This window comes from Gemmata sp. (assembly GCF_051859125.1).
In the GTDB taxonomy this organism is placed as follows: Bacteria; Planctomycetota; Planctomycetia; order Gemmatales; family Gemmataceae; genus Gemmata.
This window is the reverse complement of the sequence record NZ_JBHYGG010000005.1, coordinates 1-20,129: the sequence shown is the minus strand read 5'-3', so window position 1 is coordinate 20,129 and position 20,129 is coordinate 1. Positions and strand designations below refer to the sequence as shown.

General features: G+C 70.8%; 17 protein-coding genes. 4 read left to right on the top strand and 13 right to left on the bottom strand.

The window, feature by feature from the left end; all coding sequences use genetic code 11:
- The first annotated feature begins 122 nt into the window (after positions 1-122).
- Positions 123-1,028: a TIGR03067 domain-containing protein gene (locus ACTIGN_RS01425; protein WP_439620665.1), complete on the top strand. Its 906-nt coding sequence runs from the start codon at positions 123-125 to the stop codon at positions 1,026-1,028.
- A 180-nt stretch (positions 1,029-1,208) separates the two neighbouring features.
- Here the strand turns inward: ACTIGN_RS01425 and ACTIGN_RS01420 are convergent, their stop codons facing one another.
- The 4 genes from ACTIGN_RS01420 to ACTIGN_RS01405 form a co-directional block, all read right to left on the bottom strand.
- Entirely contained in the window at positions 1,209-3,002 is a 1,794-nt protein-coding gene (locus ACTIGN_RS01420) for a MutS-related protein (RefSeq protein WP_439620664.1), read from the bottom strand.
- Between the two features lie 75 nt (positions 3,003-3,077).
- Positions 3,078-4,100: an NAD-dependent epimerase/dehydratase family protein gene (locus ACTIGN_RS01415; protein ID WP_439620662.1), complete on the bottom strand. Its 1,023-nt coding sequence runs from the start codon at positions 4,098-4,100 to the stop codon at positions 3,078-3,080.
- Positions 4,101-4,253: 153 nt separating this feature from the next.
- Complete coding sequence (locus tag ACTIGN_RS01410; RefSeq protein ID WP_439620661.1) at positions 4,254-4,520, bottom strand: GIY-YIG nuclease family protein; 267 nt, start codon at positions 4,518-4,520, stop codon at positions 4,254-4,256.
- 22 nt (positions 4,521-4,542) lie between these two features.
- Positions 4,543-5,502, bottom strand: a complete 960-nt coding sequence (locus tag ACTIGN_RS01405; protein ID WP_439620660.1) for a LysR family transcriptional regulator — start codon at positions 5,500-5,502, stop codon at positions 4,543-4,545.
- A 217-nt stretch (positions 5,503-5,719) separates the two neighbouring features.
- Between ACTIGN_RS01405 and ACTIGN_RS01400 the strand changes: the two genes are divergently transcribed.
- Together ACTIGN_RS01400 and ACTIGN_RS01395 are read left to right on the top strand one after the other, a co-directional pair.
- On the top strand, positions 5,720-6,772 hold the full coding sequence (locus ACTIGN_RS01400; protein WP_439620658.1) for a DUF1559 family PulG-like putative transporter: 1,053 nt from the start codon (positions 5,720-5,722) through the stop codon (positions 6,770-6,772).
- A gap of 48 nt (positions 6,773-6,820) precedes the next feature.
- Positions 6,821-7,243, top strand: a complete 423-nt coding sequence (locus tag ACTIGN_RS01395; protein ID WP_439620657.1) for a hypothetical protein — start codon at positions 6,821-6,823, stop codon at positions 7,241-7,243.
- 27 nt (positions 7,244-7,270) lie between these two features.
- Here ACTIGN_RS01395 and ACTIGN_RS01390 read toward each other — a convergent pair whose 3' ends face one another.
- The 9 genes from ACTIGN_RS01390 to ACTIGN_RS01350 form a co-directional block, all read right to left on the bottom strand.
- The gene (locus ACTIGN_RS01390; RefSeq protein WP_439620656.1) at positions 7,271-8,281 is read right to left on the bottom strand and encodes a carbohydrate kinase family protein; all 1,011 of its coding nucleotides are present in this window, start codon (positions 8,279-8,281) and stop codon (positions 7,271-7,273) included.
- The gene (locus ACTIGN_RS01385) at positions 8,278-9,054 is read right to left on the bottom strand and encodes an enoyl-CoA hydratase-related protein (protein WP_439620654.1); all 777 of its coding nucleotides are present in this window, start codon (positions 9,052-9,054) and stop codon (positions 8,278-8,280) included. Before ACTIGN_RS01385 ends, ACTIGN_RS01390 begins: the two co-directional genes overlap by 4 nt.
- Positions 9,055-9,333: 279 nt before the next feature.
- Positions 9,334-9,684 (bottom strand): AtuA-related protein, encoded by a 351-nt coding sequence (locus ACTIGN_RS01380; protein WP_439620653.1) that lies wholly within the window; start codon positions 9,682-9,684, stop codon positions 9,334-9,336.
- A 203-nt stretch (positions 9,685-9,887) separates the two neighbouring features.
- Positions 9,888-11,246 (bottom strand): acyclic terpene utilization AtuA family protein, encoded by a 1,359-nt coding sequence (locus ACTIGN_RS01375; protein WP_439620651.1) that lies wholly within the window; start codon positions 11,244-11,246, stop codon positions 9,888-9,890.
- Between the two features lie 165 nt (positions 11,247-11,411).
- Positions 11,412-12,287 (bottom strand): hypothetical protein, encoded by an 876-nt coding sequence (locus tag ACTIGN_RS01370; protein WP_439620650.1) that lies wholly within the window; start codon positions 12,285-12,287, stop codon positions 11,412-11,414.
- Positions 12,288-12,390: 103 nt separating this feature from the next.
- Positions 12,391-13,878 (bottom strand): DUF1552 domain-containing protein, encoded by a 1,488-nt coding sequence (locus tag ACTIGN_RS01365; protein WP_439620649.1) that lies wholly within the window; start codon positions 13,876-13,878, stop codon positions 12,391-12,393.
- Between the two features lie 252 nt (positions 13,879-14,130).
- On the bottom strand, positions 14,131-16,014 hold the full coding sequence (locus ACTIGN_RS01360) for a DUF1592 domain-containing protein (RefSeq protein ID WP_439620648.1): 1,884 nt from the start codon (positions 16,012-16,014) through the stop codon (positions 14,131-14,133).
- A 146-nt stretch (positions 16,015-16,160) separates the two neighbouring features.
- Entirely contained in the window at positions 16,161-16,418 is a 258-nt protein-coding gene (locus ACTIGN_RS01355; RefSeq protein ID WP_439620647.1) for a hypothetical protein, read from the bottom strand.
- A gap of 125 nt (positions 16,419-16,543) precedes the next feature.
- Positions 16,544-18,751: a DUF4139 domain-containing protein gene (locus tag ACTIGN_RS01350; protein ID WP_439620646.1), complete on the bottom strand. Its 2,208-nt coding sequence runs from the start codon at positions 18,749-18,751 to the stop codon at positions 16,544-16,546.
- A gap of 389 nt (positions 18,752-19,140) precedes the next feature.
- Here ACTIGN_RS01350 and ACTIGN_RS01345 point away from each other — a divergent pair, with 389 nt between their 5' ends.
- Positions 19,141-20,016 carry an NAD(P)H-hydrate dehydratase gene (locus tag ACTIGN_RS01345; protein ID WP_439620645.1) on the top strand — a complete coding sequence of 292 codons (876 nt, stop codon included), beginning with the start codon at positions 19,141-19,143 and terminating at the stop codon, positions 20,014-20,016.
- Positions 20,017-20,129: the final 113 nt, after the last annotated feature.

The window sequence follows — 20,129 nt, the reverse complement described above, 5'->3', positions numbered from 1 at the left end:
CAGCGTACGCCGATTGTACCCGATCCGCGGGGCCGGGGGTGGAGAAAGCCGGTCGGGGTTGCGTCGCCCGCACGCGCGCCGCAATACTTGGGCCGACCCCCAGATCCGGACAAGGACGCCCCATGACCCGCAGACTCGCCGCTACTTCCGTTGCCGTTGTCGCCGCCGGGCTCGTGCTCGCCGCCGCGGCGCGCCCGACCCCGATCACCGCCCAGCCGCCCGCAACGACCGCCGCGCTCCAGCCGCCGGTCGCCGCGGCCCAGCCGGGCGAGTCGCTCGACGGCACCTGGGAACTCGTCTCCGTCATCGAGGACGGCAAGGCGGTCCCGCTCGACATCGTGAAGGCGACGATGATCAAGGACGCCCGCATCGTCATCAGCGGGCCGACCGCGGCGCTGGTCCGCCCGGACGGCAAGCTCCGCACCCTGGCGTTCGTGACCGACCCGAAGGCGAGCCCGAAGACCGTGGACATCGCCGGCGAGATGCGGGTCGGAGGCAAGGGCATCTACATGCGGGACGGCGACGTGCTCATGGTCTGCACCCGCGGGTCCGACACCGAGGCCCGGCCGACGGTGCTCGCGTCGCTCAGCGGCAGCGACACGTTCATGATGACGTTCCGCCGCGTGGCCGCCGCGACCCCGCCGCAGCCGCAGCCGCAGCCCGTCGCCGCGGCCCGGCCGGCGGCCCCGCTCGTCCCGGCCGAGGACAGCGTGCGGAAGACGCTGATCGGCACCTGGGGCCACCAGACCGAGGACCAGATCGTGAAGGTCACGTTCAACGCCGACGGCACGTTCGCGGTGGCGAAGACGTACAAGAAGGGGTTCAAGAAGGTGTTCGACCACGAGGACCGGCTGAGCGGGACGTGGCGGCTCAAGGACGGCGAGGTGACGCTCAGCGTGACCGCCTCGACCATCCGCGAGGACCAGGGCCAGGTGTACGCCTACCGCATCTCGTCGATCAACGAGACCGAGGTGATCTACGTCGACCAGATGTCGGGCCAGCGCCGCATCGAGTGGAAGCTGCGGTGAGTGGGACGATTGCGGGTGGGGCAGGACGGCTGGCCTGCCTCCGGCGGTTGGTGGCAGGCAAGAATGCCTGCCCCACCGGACAAGACACGAAGTGCGCGGCCTCCGGTCCGAGCCCGAGCGCCGAGCGAAGGTCGACGCCCACCCCTCGCTCGGCGCTCGGGCTCGGACACACGAGCCTCCTCACACGTCGAGCCCGACGGCGCGCATGAGCGCCAGGCCGTTGCCGTGCGCCACGACGCCGGGCCGCATCGTGTAGTCGAACTTCAGCTCGCCGCCCGCGAACCCGTCGCAGAAGTGGACGTTGACCGTGCCCGGGAGCCGCTCGGCCACGCCCGTCAGGCTCAGGTCGTGCGTCGTCACGAACCCGATTGCGCCGGCCGCGAGCAGCGCCTTCAGCACCCCCTCGGCCCCGGCCACGCGGTCGGCCGAGTTCGTCCCCGAGAAGATCTCGTCGAGCAGGAACAGGAGCGGCGGGTCGTTCTTGTGTGCGAGGTCGAGTACCTGCCGCACCTTCGTGACCTCGGCGTAGAACCGCGACCGCCCGGCCTGGAGCGAGTCCTGCACCCGCATCGTCGCCCCCAGCGCGAGCGGGCTCAGGGCGAACGACTCGGCCCGCACCACGCCGCCCGCCAGCGCGAGCACGGCGTTCACGCCGACCGCCCGCAAGAGCGTGCTCTTCCCGGACATGTTCGAGCCGCTGATGAGCAGCAACCGCGGGCCGTTTGCGCCGCCGAGCGTCACGTCGTTGCGGACGCACTTCGCGGCCGGGATCAGCGGGTGCCCGACGCCGACCGCCGCGACCCGGGCCGGGCCGGCTTCGACGGTCGGGAACACGTCGGTCGGGTTCTCGTAGGCGTACCCCGCGAGCGACGACAGCGCCTCGACCTCGGCGACCGCCCGCAGCCACCGGCCGACCGCCGGGCCGGACCGCACGCGCCACGCTTCGAGCTTGAACGCGAAGCGAATGTCCCAGAGCCGCAGGACCGCGACCGGGATGAACAGCGCGTTCCGCCGCGAGTTGTACCACTCCAGCAGCACCCGCAGTTCGCGGATCTGCGCCGACGCGGTGGCGCCGCCGGCCGCGAGCCCGGCCTGGAGTTCCTTGAGGCGCGCCGCCGTGAACGGCTCGCGGTGGACGCGGGCGAGGAGCGCTTCGAGCAGCGACAGGTGCCCGGCGGCCGGCTCCAACGGGGCGAGGACGCGCCGCGCCCACGGCAGCAGTTGCGCCGCGAGCACGAGCGACGGCAGCCCGAACACGAGGACCGGCAGCGACGGCAGACCGGCGACCAGCCACCCGAGCCACGCGGCGACGTTCCCCCAGCCCGCCACCTCGACCGCGACCCGCTTCCACGCGGGCGGGGCGTCGGCCGCGGCGCCCCCCCACGCGACGAGCGGGGCGTAGTCGGCGGGGGGCACGTCGGCCCCGGCGACCGCGACCGCTTCCCGCAGGTCGAGCCGCGTGCGCAGGTCGGCGACCGCGTCTTGCCGCGCTTTCACCTCGGCGGGCGAAGCGGGGGCGGCGAGCCACGCCGCGAGGGCCTCCTCGCCGACGGCGGTGCGGCACACGGTCAGCCGCTCGAAGAGCGACCCCGGGCCGAACAGGTCGAGGTCGGCGGCGTAGGGGTGGTCGTCGGTGAGGAACCGCGCGCCGTCGGCCGCGCCCGCGGGGCTGCCGGCGAGCCGCTCGGCCCCGGCGGCGTAGAACGCGGCCGACCGCTGCGTCCACGCGAGCCGCCCGCGGGTCATCTCGAACGTCGCGACGAGGTACACGAACGCCGCGAGCGGCCCGAGCGCGAACCACGGCGACAGCAGCTCCGTGCCGAACCCGACGCCGGCGACGACGAGCCCGAGCGCGAACACGCCGAGCCGCACGTAGCTGAGGGTTTCGAGGCGCCGCGTCAGCAGAGTCGCGGCGGCCCGGCGTGCGGCCAACCGCTCGGCGTAGACGGTCGCGGGGGAGAGGGTATCGGGCACGCGGTTGGGTTCCGGCGAGCGGGGGGCGTAACGCCCCCCGAGTGAAGTGCGACCGAAGGACAGGACCTCGGGGGCTCACGCCCCCGGCACGCCGGTCCCGGACAGACTCTCCTTGTAGGAGTCGATGGCGCGGCGCATCCCCTCGTCGAACTGCACGCGGGGCGCGTACCCGAGTTTGGTGCGGGCCTTGGCGATCGAGAAGTCGAGGTTCAGCCCCGCGAACTTGAGCTGGGCCTGGGTGATCCGCGGCGGGTGCGGGCGGTTCTCGCGGCGGAACTTCGACTCGCGCCAGTTGGCGAGGACGCGGGCCAGCCACACGGGCACCGGCGGGAACTTCTTGGGCCGCTTGAGCCCGAGCCCGTCGGCCAGGGCCTCGAAGAACCGCCGCTTGGTGACGTGCTCGCCGTCGGTGACGTTGAAGATCTCGCCGACCGCCGCGGGGCTGTCGATCGCGAGGGCGATCGCGTCCACGAGGTTGCCGACGTAGGTGGTGTTCATCGCGTACCGGCCGCGGGCGATGTACATGACGCTCCCCTCGGCGAGCCGCTTGGCGATGCGGGGCAGGAGCGTGCGGTCCCGCGGGCCGTACACGAACCCGGGCCGCAGGATCGTCACCGGCACCTGCTGCTTGCGGTGGTACTGGAGCGCGAGCCGCTCGGTCTCGACCTTGGACTGCGTGTACCCGTCGATGTGCTTGTCCGGCAGCGGCTCGGTCTCGTCGGTCTGGTAGTGGTGGCGGGCCTCGTACACGCCGAGCGTGCTCACGTGCACGAACCGGTGCAGCGGCCTCCCGAGGGTCGCGTCGAGCAGCGCCCGGAGCCCCTCGACGTTCACCCGGCGGTAGTCGTCGAGCGGCCCCCAGTCGCCGACCTTCGCGGCGCAGTGGACGACCACGTCGGCCCCCTCGACCGCCGGCTTCAGGCTCGCCGGGTCGGACAGGTCGCCGCGGACGACCGTGACGCCGAGCCTCTCCAGGGCGGCGGTGTCGGCCCCCGGGCGGGCGAGGACCCGGACCGTGTCCCCGCGGGCGACGAGCGCCTCGGCGACGTGCGACCCGACGAACCCGGTGGCCCCCGTCACAAGAACTGTGTGCGGCATGTGCTGGTCACTGTGAGGTCGGGCCGCGCCCCGCGGTCGGAGGGCGACGCCGAGACGGCGGTGCGATCAGCAGATGTTGTGCGTGCGGCGGGCGCTCGCGGCAAGGTTCGGGAACGGGGGACGTGCCGGGGATCGGGGAGCCCCGGGTGCGATTCACGCCGCCCGTGCGGCTACGAGCCGGAGCTTGGCGGCCCGCGGGAGTTTCTTGATCGCGGCCTCGCGGCGCAGCGCCGGCCCGCGGCCCTTGGCGGGCTCGGTGTGGACCAGTTCGACCGGCCCGCGGCTCCGCGTGTACTTCGCCGCCGTGCCCGCGTTGTGCTGGCCGACGCGCCGCGGCACGTCGGTCGTCACGCCGGTGTAGAGGGTGCCGTCGGCGCACCGCAGCACGTACACCCACCACCTCGGCTTCTTCGCTGCCACGGTCCCCTCCCCTCCCCCGCGGTCACCCGCGGGGCCGCCGGCCGGGGCCGGCCGGCGGCCCCGTACCGCCGGCCGATAGCCGCCGCCGCACCGCCTCGGCGAACGCGCCCACCGCCGGGTGGTGGTCCACGCCGGCCCGCCGGACCAGGAAGATACTCGACTTTCCGACTTCGGGCGAGAGCACCCGCTCGGTCAGGTCCGGGTGGGCGTAGTCGCCGGCCCGGCCGAGCAGCAGGAGGCTCCCGAGCCCGTGGAGCACGCACCGCCGCAGCACGTTCGCCTGCCGGGCCTCGACCCACTGCGGGCCGCTCTCGTGGAGCCGCAGCGCGGCCAGCGCCGCCGGGTTCGGGAAGTCCCGCAGGTTGGCCTCGGGGAACAGGACGTGGTGCCCGGCCAGGTCCCGGAGCCGCACCCGGCGGCGGCGGGCCAGCGGGTGGTCGGTCCGCACCACCAGAAGCACGTCGAGGGCGTACCACGGGTCGCACGTGAGCCGCGGGTGCGCCTTGCGGGTGAGCGCGGCCGGGGTGAACCCGATCTGCGCCCGCCCGTCGTCCACCGCCCCGGCCACCTCGTCGGTGTCCATCTCCAGGAACGCGAACCGGACCCGCGGGTTGGCCCTCACGAACTCGGCGACGCACGGGACCAGGTCCTCGCCGAGTTGCCGCGGGGTGCCGGCCACGGTGACCCGCACCTCGGCCGCGTCGAGGGCCGCCCCGAGCCGGGCCGCGAGCCCGTCCACGTTCGTCAGGCACGACGCGGCCAGGGTGTGGAGCAGCCGCCCGGCCTCGGTCGGCACGCACCCCCGGTTGTCCACCTCGAACAGCTTCCGGCCCAGGTGCTTTTCCAGGGCGTGGACGAGCTTCCACACGGTCGGCTGCGCGACCCCGAGGGCCGCGGCCGCCGCCGAGAAGCTCCCGAGCCGGGCCGTCTCGCAGAACCCCCGGAGCTGCGCGAGCGACGTCTCCTTGTACGGCGTGGGCATGAGAGTCCCGTGAGCGTGTGGTATAGCCCGGAGCTAGTACCGGTCGTCAGGAATTATACCGCACGTTCACCTTGAGGTCGCCCCCCGCGGGCGTGATAATGCCCACGCCCGAGCCCTCCCGCACGGGCCCCCTCCCCCGCGGTCATCCATCCCCGCTCCCGGGGCGCGCCGATCGGCGCGCCGCCCCGCGGGGGCTCATTTTCTCAGGGAGTCGACGATGTCCTTCGGCACGGAATCCGGGCGCGGCCGCAGGGCCGGCGCGCGGGGCTTCACGCTCATTGAGTTACTGGTCGTCATCGCCATCATCGCCGTCTTGATCGGCCTGCTCCTGCCCGCGGTCCAGAAGGTCCGCGAGGCGGCCGCGCGGATGAAGTGCCAGAACAACCTGAAGCAGATCGGCCTGGCGCTGCACAACTTCCACGACGCGAACCAGAAGTTCCCGGTCGGCCAGAACCAGGACGGGATCGGGGTGCGGGCCAACTGGAAGGTGCGGGTGTTCCCGTACCTGGAGATGGGCACGGTGTACAACGCCCTGTTCGCGGCCACCGCGACCCCGAACATGCTCTCGGCCGCCTCGGACGCGGTCCTCAAGAACCAGGCGTTCCCGGCGTGGAAGTGCCCGTCGAGCAGCCTGCCGGACTTCTACACCGACACCGGTGCGGGCACCTACGGCACCTCGTTCTCGAACAACTTCAACGGGGTCGGCGGCCGCGGCCACCAGATCGCCGCGTACATCGGCATCTGCGGGGCGACCCCCGACCCGGGCGGCAACTCGGGCCGGGTCGCCACCAACGGCGGGTACGGGTTCGTGGCCGACAACGGGATGCTCCTGTGCGACGAGTCCACGACCCTGACCGCCTGCACCGACGGCACCTCGAACACGATGCTCGTCGGCGAGCAGTCCGGGAAGTGGGGCACGCTGGACAACCGGAGCCGGTACTTCAGTGCGTGGGGCGGGCACAGCATCCGCAGCGGGACGGCCCCGGGGACGTACACGGTCAAGTGGATGGTCGCGACCGCGCCGGCGGGGTCCAACCACGACTACTACGGGAACGGGACGACCACCATGCGGTGGCTGCCGAACTCCGCGACCGGGTCCGGTGCCGACTACCCGCACTCCATGAACACCACGCTCAACTCGTTCCACGTAGGCGGGGTGAACACCCTCCTCGCCGACGGCGCGGTCCGGTGGCTGTCGGACAACGTGACCTCGGCCACGCTGCTCCGGCTCTGCGCCCGCGACGACGGCCAGTTGATCAGCGACTACTAAGCCCCGCGCTTCGCTTACCCTCATCTCGATTCATTCGCGAGGTCCGTCATGTTCCTGAGTCGATCCCCCGCTGCCGCCCGGCGCGCAGCGGCTTGCTTGCTCGTGTCGGTCGCCGCCCTGCTCGGGTGCGACCCCCCGGAGACGCCGAAGGGGACGGTGTCGGGCACGGTGGTGTACAAGGGGAAGCCGATCACCGGCGGCGAGGTCGAACTGTACTGCGAGGCGGCCGGCGTCGGGGCGAACGTCCCGATCGACGAGTCGGGGCGGTTCGCGCTGGCCATCCCGATCGCCGCCGCGACGTACCAGGCGTGCATCAACCCGCCGCACGCGCATCCCGGCGAGGAGGTGCCCCCGGCCCGCATGCGGGCGTTCCGCGAGGTCCCCGCCAAGGCCCGCGCCCTGAAGACCAGCGGGCTGACGGTGACCGTGAACAAGGGCGCCAACGACGTGACGATCGAATTGAAGGACTGACGGCGGGCGAGCGGCTTCGAGCCGTTCTCAGCTCCCGGTCCCGAACGCGGCGCGCTCCACGTCCTTCCGGTCGATGCGGGGCGTGCCGCCGGGTTGCTCGCACACACGCGCTGCGTAGTGGACCGCGAACCGGGCGCACTCGCGCAGCGGCCGCCCTTCGAGGTGCAGACACACCATCGCGGCGGTGAACGAGTCCCCCGCTCCGACCGTGTCCACGACCTTCGCCGGTACGCCGGGCTCGTTGGCGCTCGCTTCTTGGTAGGACTCGACGCACCGCTCGTTATCGAGAATCGCACGCCGTTGATACACGAGTGCGCCGGCGCTCCCCTTCGTCAGGCACACGATCTCTTTGCTCCCCCGGAACTTCGCCAGTTGGCCGAGCACATCGAGGTCGTTGTTCCAGTTCAGGTCGAGAAGGCCGACGACGAACGCCAGTTCCTCGTCGCTCAACTTGCACCAATTGGTATCCCGTAGGCTGGAGAGGATAGTTTCCCGGTCGTAGAAGGTCCCTCGCAGGTTCACATCGAACACTACAATCGGGCGGCGTGCTTCGTCCTCGTTGACCCACGGCAACAATTCCAGGGGGCGTCCCGATCCGGCAATTCCCCAAGCGTTCCCTATGAACCGTCGAAGGGTTTCACGCGACCAGACGCTGCGTTGAACGAGGGTGCCGAAGCATAGGGCTGGTGTGCGCGAAAGGATTCGGGCCGTGTGCTCGTCCCAGGCGATGTGGTCCCAGGCGACGTTCTCGGTGATCGTGTACGTCGGCACCGCGTTGGCATCGAGCGTCACCTGAACGGTGCCGGTCGGGTGCTCGTGGTCGGTCTGGATGTACTCGTCGCTCAGTCCCAACTCGCGGACGCGCTCGCGCAGCTCGCGGCCGAGGTCGTCGTTGCCGACGCGCGAGACGATCGCCGCGGGGTGGCCGAGTTGGTGGCAGTGGAACGCGAAGTTGAACGGCGCGCCGCCGGCGACCTTGCGGCCGTCGGGGTACACGTCCCACAGCAGTTCGCCGATGCCGACGATGGGGTGCGTCATTTCGGCGCCCACGGGGCCGGCTTCTTCTCGAAGAACGCCGTGAGGCCGTGCCGGCACTCCTCGGTGAGCCGCGGCTCGGCGCTGCCGCGGGCCAGTTCCTCCACCGACATCGCACGGGGGCTGCACCGCCGCAGCAGGTCCTTCGTCGTGGTGAGCGCCTTCGGGCCGCCCTCGCCGAGCGACTTCGCCCACGCATCGGCCGCGTCCATGAGGCGGTCCGGGTTGGTGACGGCGTTGATGAACCGCAGGTGCAGCGCCTCGACCGCGTCGATGAGTTCGCCGGTGAGGAGCAGGTAGCGGGCGGCGCGCTCGCCGACGTGCCGGAGCAGGTGCGGCATCACCATCGCCGCGACCAGCCCGCGGCGCACCTCGGGGTAGCCAAACTTTGCGTCCGGCACCGACACCGCGAGGTCGCACACCGACACCAGGCCCGCCCCGCCCGCGACCGCCGCACCGTTCACGGCCGCGATCGTCGGCTTCGGCAGCGTGTAGATGAGTTCGTACAGCGCCGACAGCTTCGCCGCGTCGTCCCACACCACGTCGGCCCCGTCGCCGAGCGTGCCGCGGAGTTCGTCGAGGTCCATGCCGGCGCAGAACGCGGGGCCGGTGCCGGTGAGGATCACGCTGCGGGCGTCCGGGTCGGTGGAGGCCCGCAGGAACGCCTCGGTGAGTTCGGCGATGAGGGCCCGCGACAGGGCGTTGCGGCGGTCCGGCCGGTTGATGGTCACGACCGCCGCCGACCCGCGGTGCGCGTACTGAACGATTTCGGACATCGAGACTTCTCGGGGGAGAAGGGGAGCGATCCAGAGAAGAGTGTTGATCCGCAGATTACGCAGATGGACACAGATTAGAAAGCAGAGACCAAAACCGGATTAACCACAGAGCCACAGAGAGCACCGAGGAAGACGCAACGCAGAAGGAGAACGGAGATTCTACATCACTGTCCTCGCTCGGTAATTGGTCCCACCTCTGTGCTCTCTGTGGCTCTGTGGTTAATCCGTCTGCTGTCTGAAAATCTGCGTCCATCTGCGTAATCTGCGGATCAACACTCTTCACTCCGCGGTCGGGCGGACCAGCGCCGACGGGTCGGCCGGCACCTCGACGGGCATCCGCAGGAGGGTGACAGCGAGCGTCTTGCCCTGCGTGTCGGTCCGCAGCGACCCGCTCGCGCCGCCGGCCAGGACGTTGTGCAGCAGGAAGTTCAGCCCGCGGACGTTCGCCGCCTCGAACCGCTCCACCCTGGTGACGCCGAGCGGCGCGAAGTACTTCTCGACCACCTCGGCGGTGAGGTGCTCGCGGAGCAGCGCGAACCCCGCGTCGGTGTACGCGAGGACCGCCACGTTCGCGTGGTTCCCCTTGTCCCCGCTGCGGCCGTGGGCGATGTGCGAGAGTGGGAGCTTCATGGGTGCCTCGTGAGAGAACCTATTGGCCTCGGCACCGGGCCGGCCTTTGATTCACCCTCTTTCCCTCTCCCCTTGCGGGAGAGGGTGGCCGCGCTTCGCGGCCGGGTGAGGGGTCGAGCCTCCCGGACTCAGCAGGCGCCACCCCTCACCCGCCGCTCGCGGACTCGCGGCACCCTCTCCCGCAAGGGGAGAGGGCAAAAACATCAGACCAGGCTCACGGCGGGCGTGACGGCCGACTTCGCGACGAGCGCCGGCCAGTACGCCAGCACCTCGCGGACCGGCGGGCGGCCGACGGTGTACCCGGTCGTGCCCGCGAACCCGCCCGTCACCAGCGGGGCGAACTCCTTCGTGAACCGCTCGACCGATCCGCGGTTCGGGTCCCGCACCGCGATCCGCAGCACCACCTCCGCTGGGTCGTGGTCGGCCCTCACCACGCCGCCCGCGACCGCCCCGGCCCCGAGCACCTCGACGTGCGACGCGGCGCACGTGAACCCGGACCGGCGGAACCGTTCGAGGAGCACCGCGGCCGACTGCCGCGCCTTCGCGACCGCGTTCGGCCCGGCGATCACCAGGGTGCCCGCGGCCATGAACCCGTCGCGGTACGCGACCGACACCTTGTACGTGTCCGTGAGCCCGTTCGCCCGGCACCCGCTGACGGCGACCAGGTCTTGTCCTGACTCGGTCAGCGTGGGTGTGGTGAAGTCGGCGACCACGTCGGGCGTGTAGTAGCGGGCCGGGTCGGCGACCTCGTACAGCAGTTGCTCGGCGACCGTCTCGAAGTTCACGGCCCCGCCGGTGCCCGCGGGCTTCGAGACGGTGAACGTGCCGTCCTCGGCGATCTCGGCGATCGGGTAGCCGGCGTTCCCGAGCCGCGTCTCGTCGTCCGCGTTGATCCACAGCCCGCCCGTCACCTGCGCGCCGCACTCGATGAGGTGCCCGGCGACGGTGGCGGCGGCGATGCGGTCGAGGTCGGCCTCGCCGAACCCCCACCCGAACTCGTGCGCCGCCGGGCCGACGGTGAGCGAGGCGTCGGCGACGCGGCCGGTGACGACCACGTCGGCCCCGAGCTTGAGCGCGTCGGCGATGGGCCGCGCGCCGAGGTAGGCGTTGGCGCTGACGACCCGCGCCCGGACCGCCGCGAGCGGCTCGCCCGTGTCGAGGTGGGTGAAGGCGTGGCCGGCGGCGATGAGGTCGTCGAGGCGGGGCATCAGGTCGTCGCCGGTCACGACGGCGATCGGCGTCTCGGCCCGCCCGGCCCTGGCGAGCACCTCACGCGCGGCCGCGGCGCACGCCCGCGGGTTCATGCCGCCGGCGTTGGTGACGATGCGGAACCGCGGCAGGTGCCCCATCATGGGCGCGAGGCGGGTGAGGACGTCGATGAAGTCGGTGGCGTAGCCGGCGCTCGCGTCCTTGGCCTTTTGAATGGCCAGGATTGACATGGTGAGTTCGGCGAGGTACTCGAGGGTGAGGTAGTCGAGCTTCCCGACCGACGCCAGCCGGATCGGCGCGTCGAGGTTGTCGCCCCAGAACCCGCACCCGTTGCCGATCCGCACGCGCTTCATGCGAGACCCCGCCGGAGAGAGGTGTGCCCCCGGGGTTCTATCATACGCGCCAGACCGACCTTGCGCAACAGAAATGAGAGTGCGCCCGGTGCCGGGCGAACCCAGAGCGCCAGCGAGGGGGTGAGGCGCACCCCCTCGCTGGCGCTCTGGGTTCGCCGGAGTGGCTCACGCCAGCTCCGCGAACGCGACGGCCTCAACGTGGTGCTCGCACTTGAAGACTTCTTCCCACTTAATGCCGTCGGTCGAGCGAACGAGCCGGCCCTTCCACCGCGGGCCGACGAACGCGCCGCTCCCGTAGGCGACGGTCACCGGCGCGTCGGCGTTGGGCGCGCGGTCCCACTTCACCCCGTCCTTCGAGGTGAACGTCGCCCCGGCCCCGACCGCGACGAACCGGTCCCTCGCCCACACCACCGAGTTGAGGTGCTCGCCCTCGTCGCCGAGTTGCCGGTCGGTCCACTTCACGCCGTCCCTCGTGAGCATCCGCAGCCCGTGCAGGCCGACGCCGACGAACACGCCGTTGCCGAACGCGACGTCCACGAGCGTGTCGATCGCCTTGACCTCGGGGGCGTCGGTCCACGCCTTCCCGTCGGGCGAGGCGGCCCGGCGGCCGCGGTCGCCGACCGCGACGAACAGCTTGTTCCCGAACGCGATGCGGCGGACCATGAACTTGCCGGGGATGTCGTGCGGGCCGTCCCACTTCTCGCCGTCGGCGCTGGTGAGCACGAACGGACGGGCCGCGCCGACCGAGCCCGGGTCGCCGCCCAGCGCGATGAAGGTGCCGTTGCCGAACCCGAGCCCGCGGATGTACCGCGAGTACTGCGCGTCCTTGCCCGAGGTCTTCCACGCGGTGCCGGTCGTGCTCGACGCGAAGATGTTCCCGCCGCCGTAGCTCCCGACGGCGGCGACGCACCCGTTGCCGCTTGCGGCGCACCGGTACGTCTCGCCCTCCTTGCCGAGGTCCGGCGCGGACCAGGTCTTCCCGTCCGGCGACGTGACCCGCAACCCGTTGTGCCCGACGGCGACGAACAGCGACTTCGGCATGGGAGCGCTCGGCGTTTGGGGCGAGCGGGGGGCGTGAGCCCCCCGAGTGGTCGCGACAAGAACACCAAGACCTCGGGGGGCTCACGCCCCCGCTCGCCTTGGATCACACCAGGCCCGGCAGGCGGCCGTTGAACTGCTGGTGCTTCGACGTGTGGCTGTCGCCGAACGCCTCGACCTTCGCGCCCATGCGGTCGAGCAGCTCGACGTACAGGTTCGACACCGGGGTGTTCTTCGGGAAGTCGATCTGGCGGCCGGTCCTGAGGGTGCCCCCGCCCTTCCCCGCGAGCAGGATCGGGTAGTCGTGCGTGCCGTGCCCGCCGTCGGCCATGTACGACGTGTACAGGAGCACGCAGTTGTCGAGCAGCGTGGTGCCGTTGCCCTCGTCGATCGCCTTCATCTTGCGGACCGCCTCGGCGAACAGCGTCGTGTACCACAGGTGGATCTGCCGCAGCGCCTCGCGGGAGATCGGGTCCGCGTCCTCGGGGCGGCCGGCGTTGCCCTGGTGCTCGAGCGTGTGGCAGTGCGTCTCGTACCCGACGGTGACGACCCCCGGGAACTGCGCCCCGTCGTCGCCGACCGCGAGCGTCGCGACCCGGGTGGTGTCGGTCTGGAACGCGAGCACCCACAGGTCCGACATCACCCGGACGTACTCGGCGTGCTTCTCCGGGTCCATGTGGACGAGGTGCTTGAGCTTGTTGATCGGCACCTTGCGGTCGGGCAGCACCGGCGCGACGAGCTTCGACGGGCCGGGGCTCTTCAGATCGGCCGCCTCCAGCCGGAGCCGGGCCTCGAACCGCTCGACCCGCGACTCCAGCGCCCGCACCGCGTCGAGGTACTGGTCGAGCTTCTGCTTGTCGGCCGCGCCGAGCTTGCCGCGGAGGGTCTTCGCCTCGTCCGTCACCGCGTCCACCACGCTGCGCTCGTAGGTGTCGGTCGGGGCCGAGTCGCGCACGGCCTGGCCGCCCTTCGCCGCGGCGCGGCGCTGCCAGTTCGGGACGACCGGCGTGCGGCCGCGGAACATGCGGTCGAACACGAGTCGCGGGTCGTCCTCGTACGGGACCGGCTCGTCGGCCGAGCGGAACGAGTACACGGTCTCGTGGTTCGACAGGCCGAATTCCATCGACGGCAGGAACGTCTCCGCCCCGGCGACGCGGGCCGCGGCCTGGTCGACCGAGACCCCCGCGAACCGCCGCCCGCCGACCTTGCCGACCTTCGCCGCGCCGGTCAGGTGCTTGTACGCGCAGTTCTCGTGCCCGTTGAGGTTCTCGGACCCGCCGGTGTGCGCCAGCCCCGTGACCAGCAACAGGTCGCTCTTGGCGAAGTCGAGCGGCCGGAGGATCGACGGCAGTTGGGCGAGCGGCCCGGCCTGCTTCATCTTCCACGACTCGAGGACGGTGCCCCCGGTGACGGTGAAGATGCCGAGCCGCAGCGGCGGCGTGGCGACCCCCTTGGTCGGCTGGCCCGCGGCCCTGGCGAGCGAGTGCGCCCACGACTCCATGAACGGCAGCGCGAGCACCGCGCCCGCCCCGCGGAGGGCCGCCCGCCGGGTGAGCGGGGCCGTCCAGTTCGCCGACGTGTTCCAGACGCGCATGGGCTGTGCTCCTCGTATCGGTATCGGTCGCGTCGCGGGACCGCGGACCCAGGGTTTGCACCCTGGGCTACTGTCGTCCCTCCGGGACTCAGGGCATTGAGCCCCCGGAGGGGGCGGCAGTCCGTAGCCCAGGGTGCAAACCCTGGGTCTCTGGGCTACGCACTGTCGTCCCTCCGGGACTCAATGCCTTGAGCCCGCGAAGCAGGCGGCAGTGCGTAGCCCAGGGTGCAAACCCTGGGTCTTCTGTGCCGCCTACTTCCCCGCCCCGCGCCGCTGTCGGAACGGGACGCTCTTCACGATCTCGGTCACCATCACGTTGAACTTGTAGTCCGCCTTCTTCATCGCGGCGTGGACCTCGCGGACGGTGCACTCGTCCTGCCCGTCGAGTTCGCGGCCGAGGGCGTACTCCAGCACCTTCGACACCGCGGTCTCGGCGAACTGGTCCTTGCGGGCCAGCAGCACCGCCTTCAGGCCCGCGTACCCGTCGACCTTCTCGCCGGTCGGCAGCACGCCCGAGACGTCGAGCGGCGCCGCGGCCGTGCCGACCCGCCACTCGCCGACCGCGTTGAAGTTGTCCAGCGCGAACCCGAGCGGGTCGATCTTCTTGTGGCACCCGGCGCACGACGCCTGGGTCGCGTGCTGGCTCAACTGCTCGCGGAACGTGAGCGGGGTCTTCTTCTTCGGGTCGTCGTCCTTGATCTGCCCGGCGTTCGCCGGCGGCGGGGGCGGGGGCGTGCCGAAGATCACCTCCAGCACGTACTTGCCGCGCTGCGTCGGGCTGGTGCGGAACGTGTGCGAGGTCATCGCCAACACCCCGCCCATGCCGAGCAGCCCGCCGCGGTGGTACTCGGGCTTGAGTTGCACCTTCTGCATCTGGTTGCCGGTGACGCCCGGGATGCCGTAGTGCTTCGCGAGCGGCTGGTTCACGAACGTGTAGTCGGCGTCGAGCAGGTCAAGGACCGGGCGGTCGGCGGTGCGGAGGTGGTCGACCGCCAGGCGGACCTCGTCGACCATCGCCCGGCGAACGTCGTCGCGGAACCCCGGAAAGAACTCCTGCGTGGGCCGCGCCCGCGGGAACGTCTTCATCATGAGCCAGTGGTTCGCCAGCGCCGTCGTGAGCGACTTCGCCCGGTCGTGCTTCAGCATCCGGGCGACCTGCTTTTCGAGCCCGGCCGGGTCGGTGAGTTGCTTCAACTCGGCGGCCCGCAGCAGTTCGTCGTCGGGCATGGTGCCCCAGAGGAAATAGCTGAGCCGCGTGGCGAGTTCGAAGTCGTCCACGTTCACGCCCGGCGTCTTCCCGGCGGGCCGGTCCTCCTCGACGCGGAACAGGAACCGCGGCGACACGAGCACGGGCTTGATCGTGGCGCGGACGCCGTCCTCGTGCGAGCCGCCCTTCGCACGGGCCTTGTCGTAGAAGCCGAGGAGCCGCTCGACGTCGGCGTCGGCCGCTTGCCGGCGGTACGCTCGCCGCGCGAGGTTGGTGAGGATCTTCTTCGCGGCCTCGCGCTCGGTGAGTTTCGCGTCCGGCTTCGGGGTCAGGAGCCGGGCCTTGGCCCCGTCGTTGACGAACAACCGGTCCACGACCTTGTCGGCCGCCGCGAAGTACTTCTCCATGAGCGTCGGCGACAGCCGCAGGATCGCCGAGAGGTTGTCGAAGTGGCCGTCGCCCGCGTCCTCGTCCGGCAGGCCGAGGTCGTTCTTCGGGTCGAGGTTCACGAAGAGCAGGTCGGCGATCGTGCGGGTGTACTCGGCGTGCGTGAGGCGGCGGAGCGGGGGCGGGCCGGGGTCGCGGCGGGCCGGGTCGCAGTCGAGGTACTCGCTGGCGGCCGACAGCCATTTGGTGAGCTTCGCCTTGTCGGCGGGGGCGAGTTGCTTCGCCTCCTCGGGCGGCATCTCGCCGGCGGCGACGCGGCCGAGGCTGCGCTTCCACAGGTTCCGCTTGGCGAGGGCGCTGGCGTCGTCCGGGAAGCTGGCGAGGTCGACGCCCCCCTCCTGCTTCTTGCCGTCGTGGCACCGGGTGCAGTACGCCGCGAAGAGCGCCTTGCCGTCCTTCGCGTACGACGGCGGGTCGGCCGCTGGCGCAATTCCCGCGTGGATCAGGACGAACGCCAGGGCGGTCAGGGCGATGAGGCGCATGCGTGGGGCCGCGGGTGCGGTGTGAACCGGCCTCGGGCGAGGCGCTGGGTGGGTCGCGTTGGGGGTATGTCGCCGGACGACTGCGTCCCACGGAGAATTCTGAGTTTCGGGGCGAAACTCTCACCGGTCAAGCGGATTCCCGGCCCTCAGTCGGCACCGAGGTCGGCGATGAAACGGGTCTCCGGGTGAATCCGCTCGTATTCGACGGCGAAGTGCTCCGCGACGATCCGGCGCACCTTGAGCGCGACCTCGGGGTCCGTTCCGGGCCGGCAGCGGGCCAGGAACTCGGCGTCCGAGATCGGCGGGAACCGCTCCCGGAAGGCGGCGATGTCTCGCTTCAGCGAGGTAACGACAACCAGTACGAAGACGACGCCGAGCGCGAGGCACACCAGGAACGCGGCCACCGGCGGCCCTCCGAAGGGAACGACCCTGCGGAAGTTTACTCCGCTCGCGCCGCAGCGGGGCGGTGCGGCTCAACGAGAAACGAAAACACCCCCGGGGTGCCGGGGGTGTTTCGTTGGGCGGTGCGTCAGTCGGAGATGTTGGCGAGGAAGTCGTCGTACTTCTTGCGGGCGGCGAACTCGCCGGTCATCAGCGACTTCTGCTTCGCGGTCAGGGCGTCGATCTCCTTCTCCTGGTCCGAGAGCTTCTTCAGGTAGGTGGCGTACACCTCGGCCTCCTTCGGGGTCTCGCGGAGGTTCTTGCGGATCCGCTCCTGGTCCAGGTTCAGCCGGGCCAGGTCCGACACCACCTGGGCCAGCTCCCGGCGGGCCAGGTCCCACGTCTCCTTGACCTTCAGTGCCTGGGTGAGCTGGGCCTTCAGCTCCGGGCCCGCCTCGGCCAGGTTGATGAAGTGCCGGATCGTGTCGTCCCCGTTGTTGGTCAGGGTGACCGTGTTCGCCAGCTCCCGCTCCTCCTTGACCACGAACGTCTTGGTCTCCTGGGCCTTCACCGGGGTCTGGAACCGGTACACGTCCGGGGTGTCCTCGACCGGCTTGTCCGTGTCCACGAGCTTGAACTGCTGGTTCGTGCGGTTCGCGTGCTCGATGAGCAGCGTGCGGTCCGTCTGCGACCGGTTCACGATCCGGTACTTCTTCTCCTCGGTGAGCCGGGTCTTGGTCGTGATGATGCCGCGGACCGCCTTGACGCTGGTGATCTTCTGCGTGCCCGGGCCGACCTGCGGGTCCACTTCCGTCCCCAGGTCGATGGCGTAGCTGACGAGCCGCTCCTCGTTGGGCTGGACGTCGAGGACCCGGGTGTCCCCGGCGTACACGCTGCCCTCGAGCACGGTGATCGGGCCTTGATTGAGGTGCGCGCCCGAGGTGTTCTTGAACTTGAGCCCGAGCAGCGGGTGCGTCTTCTGGACGCTCTGGTTGTAGATCGAGACCTTCTGGCCCTCGACGTCCTTGCCGACGATCGGGAGCATGGCGCTCTTCTGCCGGCCGAGCGTGACCGGGTGGTCAATCGTGTACTGGAAGAAGTCCCCCAGCGCGCCGGCGGTCGCGGCGTTCCCGGCGACGCCCAGGTTCGGGCGGCTCCCGAGTTCCTTGGCCAGGTCCTTCGCGTAGTTCGCGTCACCGGGCCGGCCGTTGGCCAGTTGGAGCCCCGGAGCCGCGGCGGTGGGCATCGGGGGCGCGGCGTAGCCGAAACCCTCGCTCTTGCGCCGCTTGCCCTGCTCGTCGGCCTTGTCGGCGAAGCGGTCCATGTCGCGCTGCTGCTTCTCCATCGCCGCGACCTCGTTCTCCTTCGCCGCGAACCCGCCGCGGTAGGTAACGGGTCGGAGCGAGGCGAACAGCTCGGGCTCGACGGTCGGGCGGCTGATGTACAGCGGGTTGTACAGGTCCATCTTGAACGAGATCGGGCGGCCCGAGATGAGCGCCATCTTGACGCCGGCCCAGTCCTCGTCGGTCGGGTTCTCGACCAGCGCCCACCCCTGCAGGTACGGCTTCTCCTTGTCGGCGAGGACCATGCGGTACGAGGTCTTCCAGATCGGCGCCTCGACCACGTAGCCCACCTGCACCTTCCGCGGGCCGTCCCCGGCGAAGTGCAGCGACACCGACTTCTTCTGCGAGTCGTGCGTGAGCGCGAGCGTGTCCAGGGCGCGGCGGAACTCGCTCTCGATGACCGGGTTCGCGAACCGCAGTTGCTGGACCTCGCTCAGCTTGATGGCCCGGAGCCCCTCGGCACACCACATGTTCATCACTTGCGCGTCGACGGTCGTCGTGCCGGCGGGGACCTTCTGGGTCTCGACGCCGACGATCACCCCCGACAGCTTGCCCGGCTGGTTGGTCGCGCCCGGGGTGGTCACCACCTCGATGCGCTCGCCGCGCATCTGGGCGACGATGCCGGCGAACGTCGGCTGGCCGTTGAGGTTGATGGCGTAGCTGCTGAGGGTGCGGGAGATCGGCTCGCGGCTGTCGTAGCTCACGGCGGCGATGCGGCCCTTGCCGAAGTCTTCGAGGACCATGCTCTTGAGCAGGTCGTTGATGTCCGTTTCCTGGAAGCTCAGGTCGACCCGCGCATCGTCGGTGACCTCGCCGCTGCGGCTGAAGTAGCCGACGCCACTGTTGAACATCACCACGCGGGTGATCGGGAGCGACACGGCCGGCTTCACGTCCTGCTTCGCGGCGGCGGCCTCGGGGGCGGCGCTCACGAGCTTGTCGGCCCCGATCCCGAGCCCCACGCCCAACCCGACCACGCCCGCGACCGGGGCGACCTTCAGCCACTTCGATGCCATTGCGCTGCCCTCAGAGAGATGGGGTCGATGACGCTCGATCCCGAGTGGATTGCCTGCGACACCAATCCAGACGACGGCCGACCCCGTGCGGCTTGCGACGCCCGCGGAAGTTTCCGTTCGCTCCGCAATCGGGTCCGTAACTCATTGCCCGAGAGCGGGTTCCGAATGTCACAAGCGCTTGTCGGGACTCGCGATGGCCCCGCAACAAACCATTTTCCTTGGTCCGACCGTCCGTATAACCTGCGCATTGGAACCGCGGAGGGGCTTCGCCCCAAAATTCGAAGCACGAAGCACGAAGCTTGAACCACGAAAGAACCACAGGGATTTGCGGGCTTTGTTCGTGCTTCGAATTTCGTGCTTCGAATTTTGTGTCCAGGCGGAGAGCCCACATGCAGATCGTTCCGGTGTGCGAGGTGCCGCGGCTCCCCCGTCGCGAGTACGACGGGCACAAGGGCTCCTACGGCACGGTGCAGGTGGTGGCCGGGAGCTGCGGCATGGCCGGGGCCGCGGTCCTGGTCGGCAGCGCCGCGCTGCGGGCCGGGGCCGGGCTGGTGCGGGTCGCGTGCCCGGCGGCCGTGCAGAACGTCGTGGCCGTCGGGAACCCGTGCTACACGACGGCCGGCATCCGCCAGCACGCCGACGGGACGTTCTCCGAGGGCTCGGCCGAGGAGGTCGTCGAGTTCGGGAAGCGGGCCGACGCGGTCGCGATCGGGCCGGGGCTGGGGCAGCGGGCCGGCGTCGCCGAGTTCGTGCGGGCCGTGGTGACCGGGCTCCCGCAGGTGCCGGTCGTCATCGACGCCGACGGGCTGAACGCGATCGCGCCGTTCGACGGCGAATTCAAGCACCGCTCCGAGCCGCTCATCCTCACCCCGCACCCCGGCGAGTTCGCCCGGCTCACCGGCTTCGCGATCAGCGAGGTGATCGAGCGCCGGGTTCCGCTCGCGGTCGAGTTCGCGGCCCGCACGGGGGTGGTGCTGCTCCTGAAGGGGTCGAACACGATCGTCACCGACGGCAAGCACGTGTACCGCAACTCGACCGGGAACCCCGGGATGGCGACCGGCGGGTGCGGCGACGCGCTGACCGGCGTGATCGCGGCACTCGTGGCGCAGGGGCTCGGCGAGTTCGAGGCGGCCGCCCTCGGCGCGTGGGTCCACGGGCGGGCCGGCGACCTCGCCGCGGCGGCGCTGGGCCAGACGGCGCTGACCGCGACCGACGTGATCGCTCACCTCCCGGCCGCGTTCCGCGAACTCGAAGTGAACTGGTAGTGCTCGGTGGAAATCCTGGCGAGATCCGCTGGACGTGGCTGGCGGGCCGCCACGGAGGGCGGCCCCTCCCAGGCAGTGGCTTTGGGTTCGTAGGGGCCGCCCTCCGTGGCGGC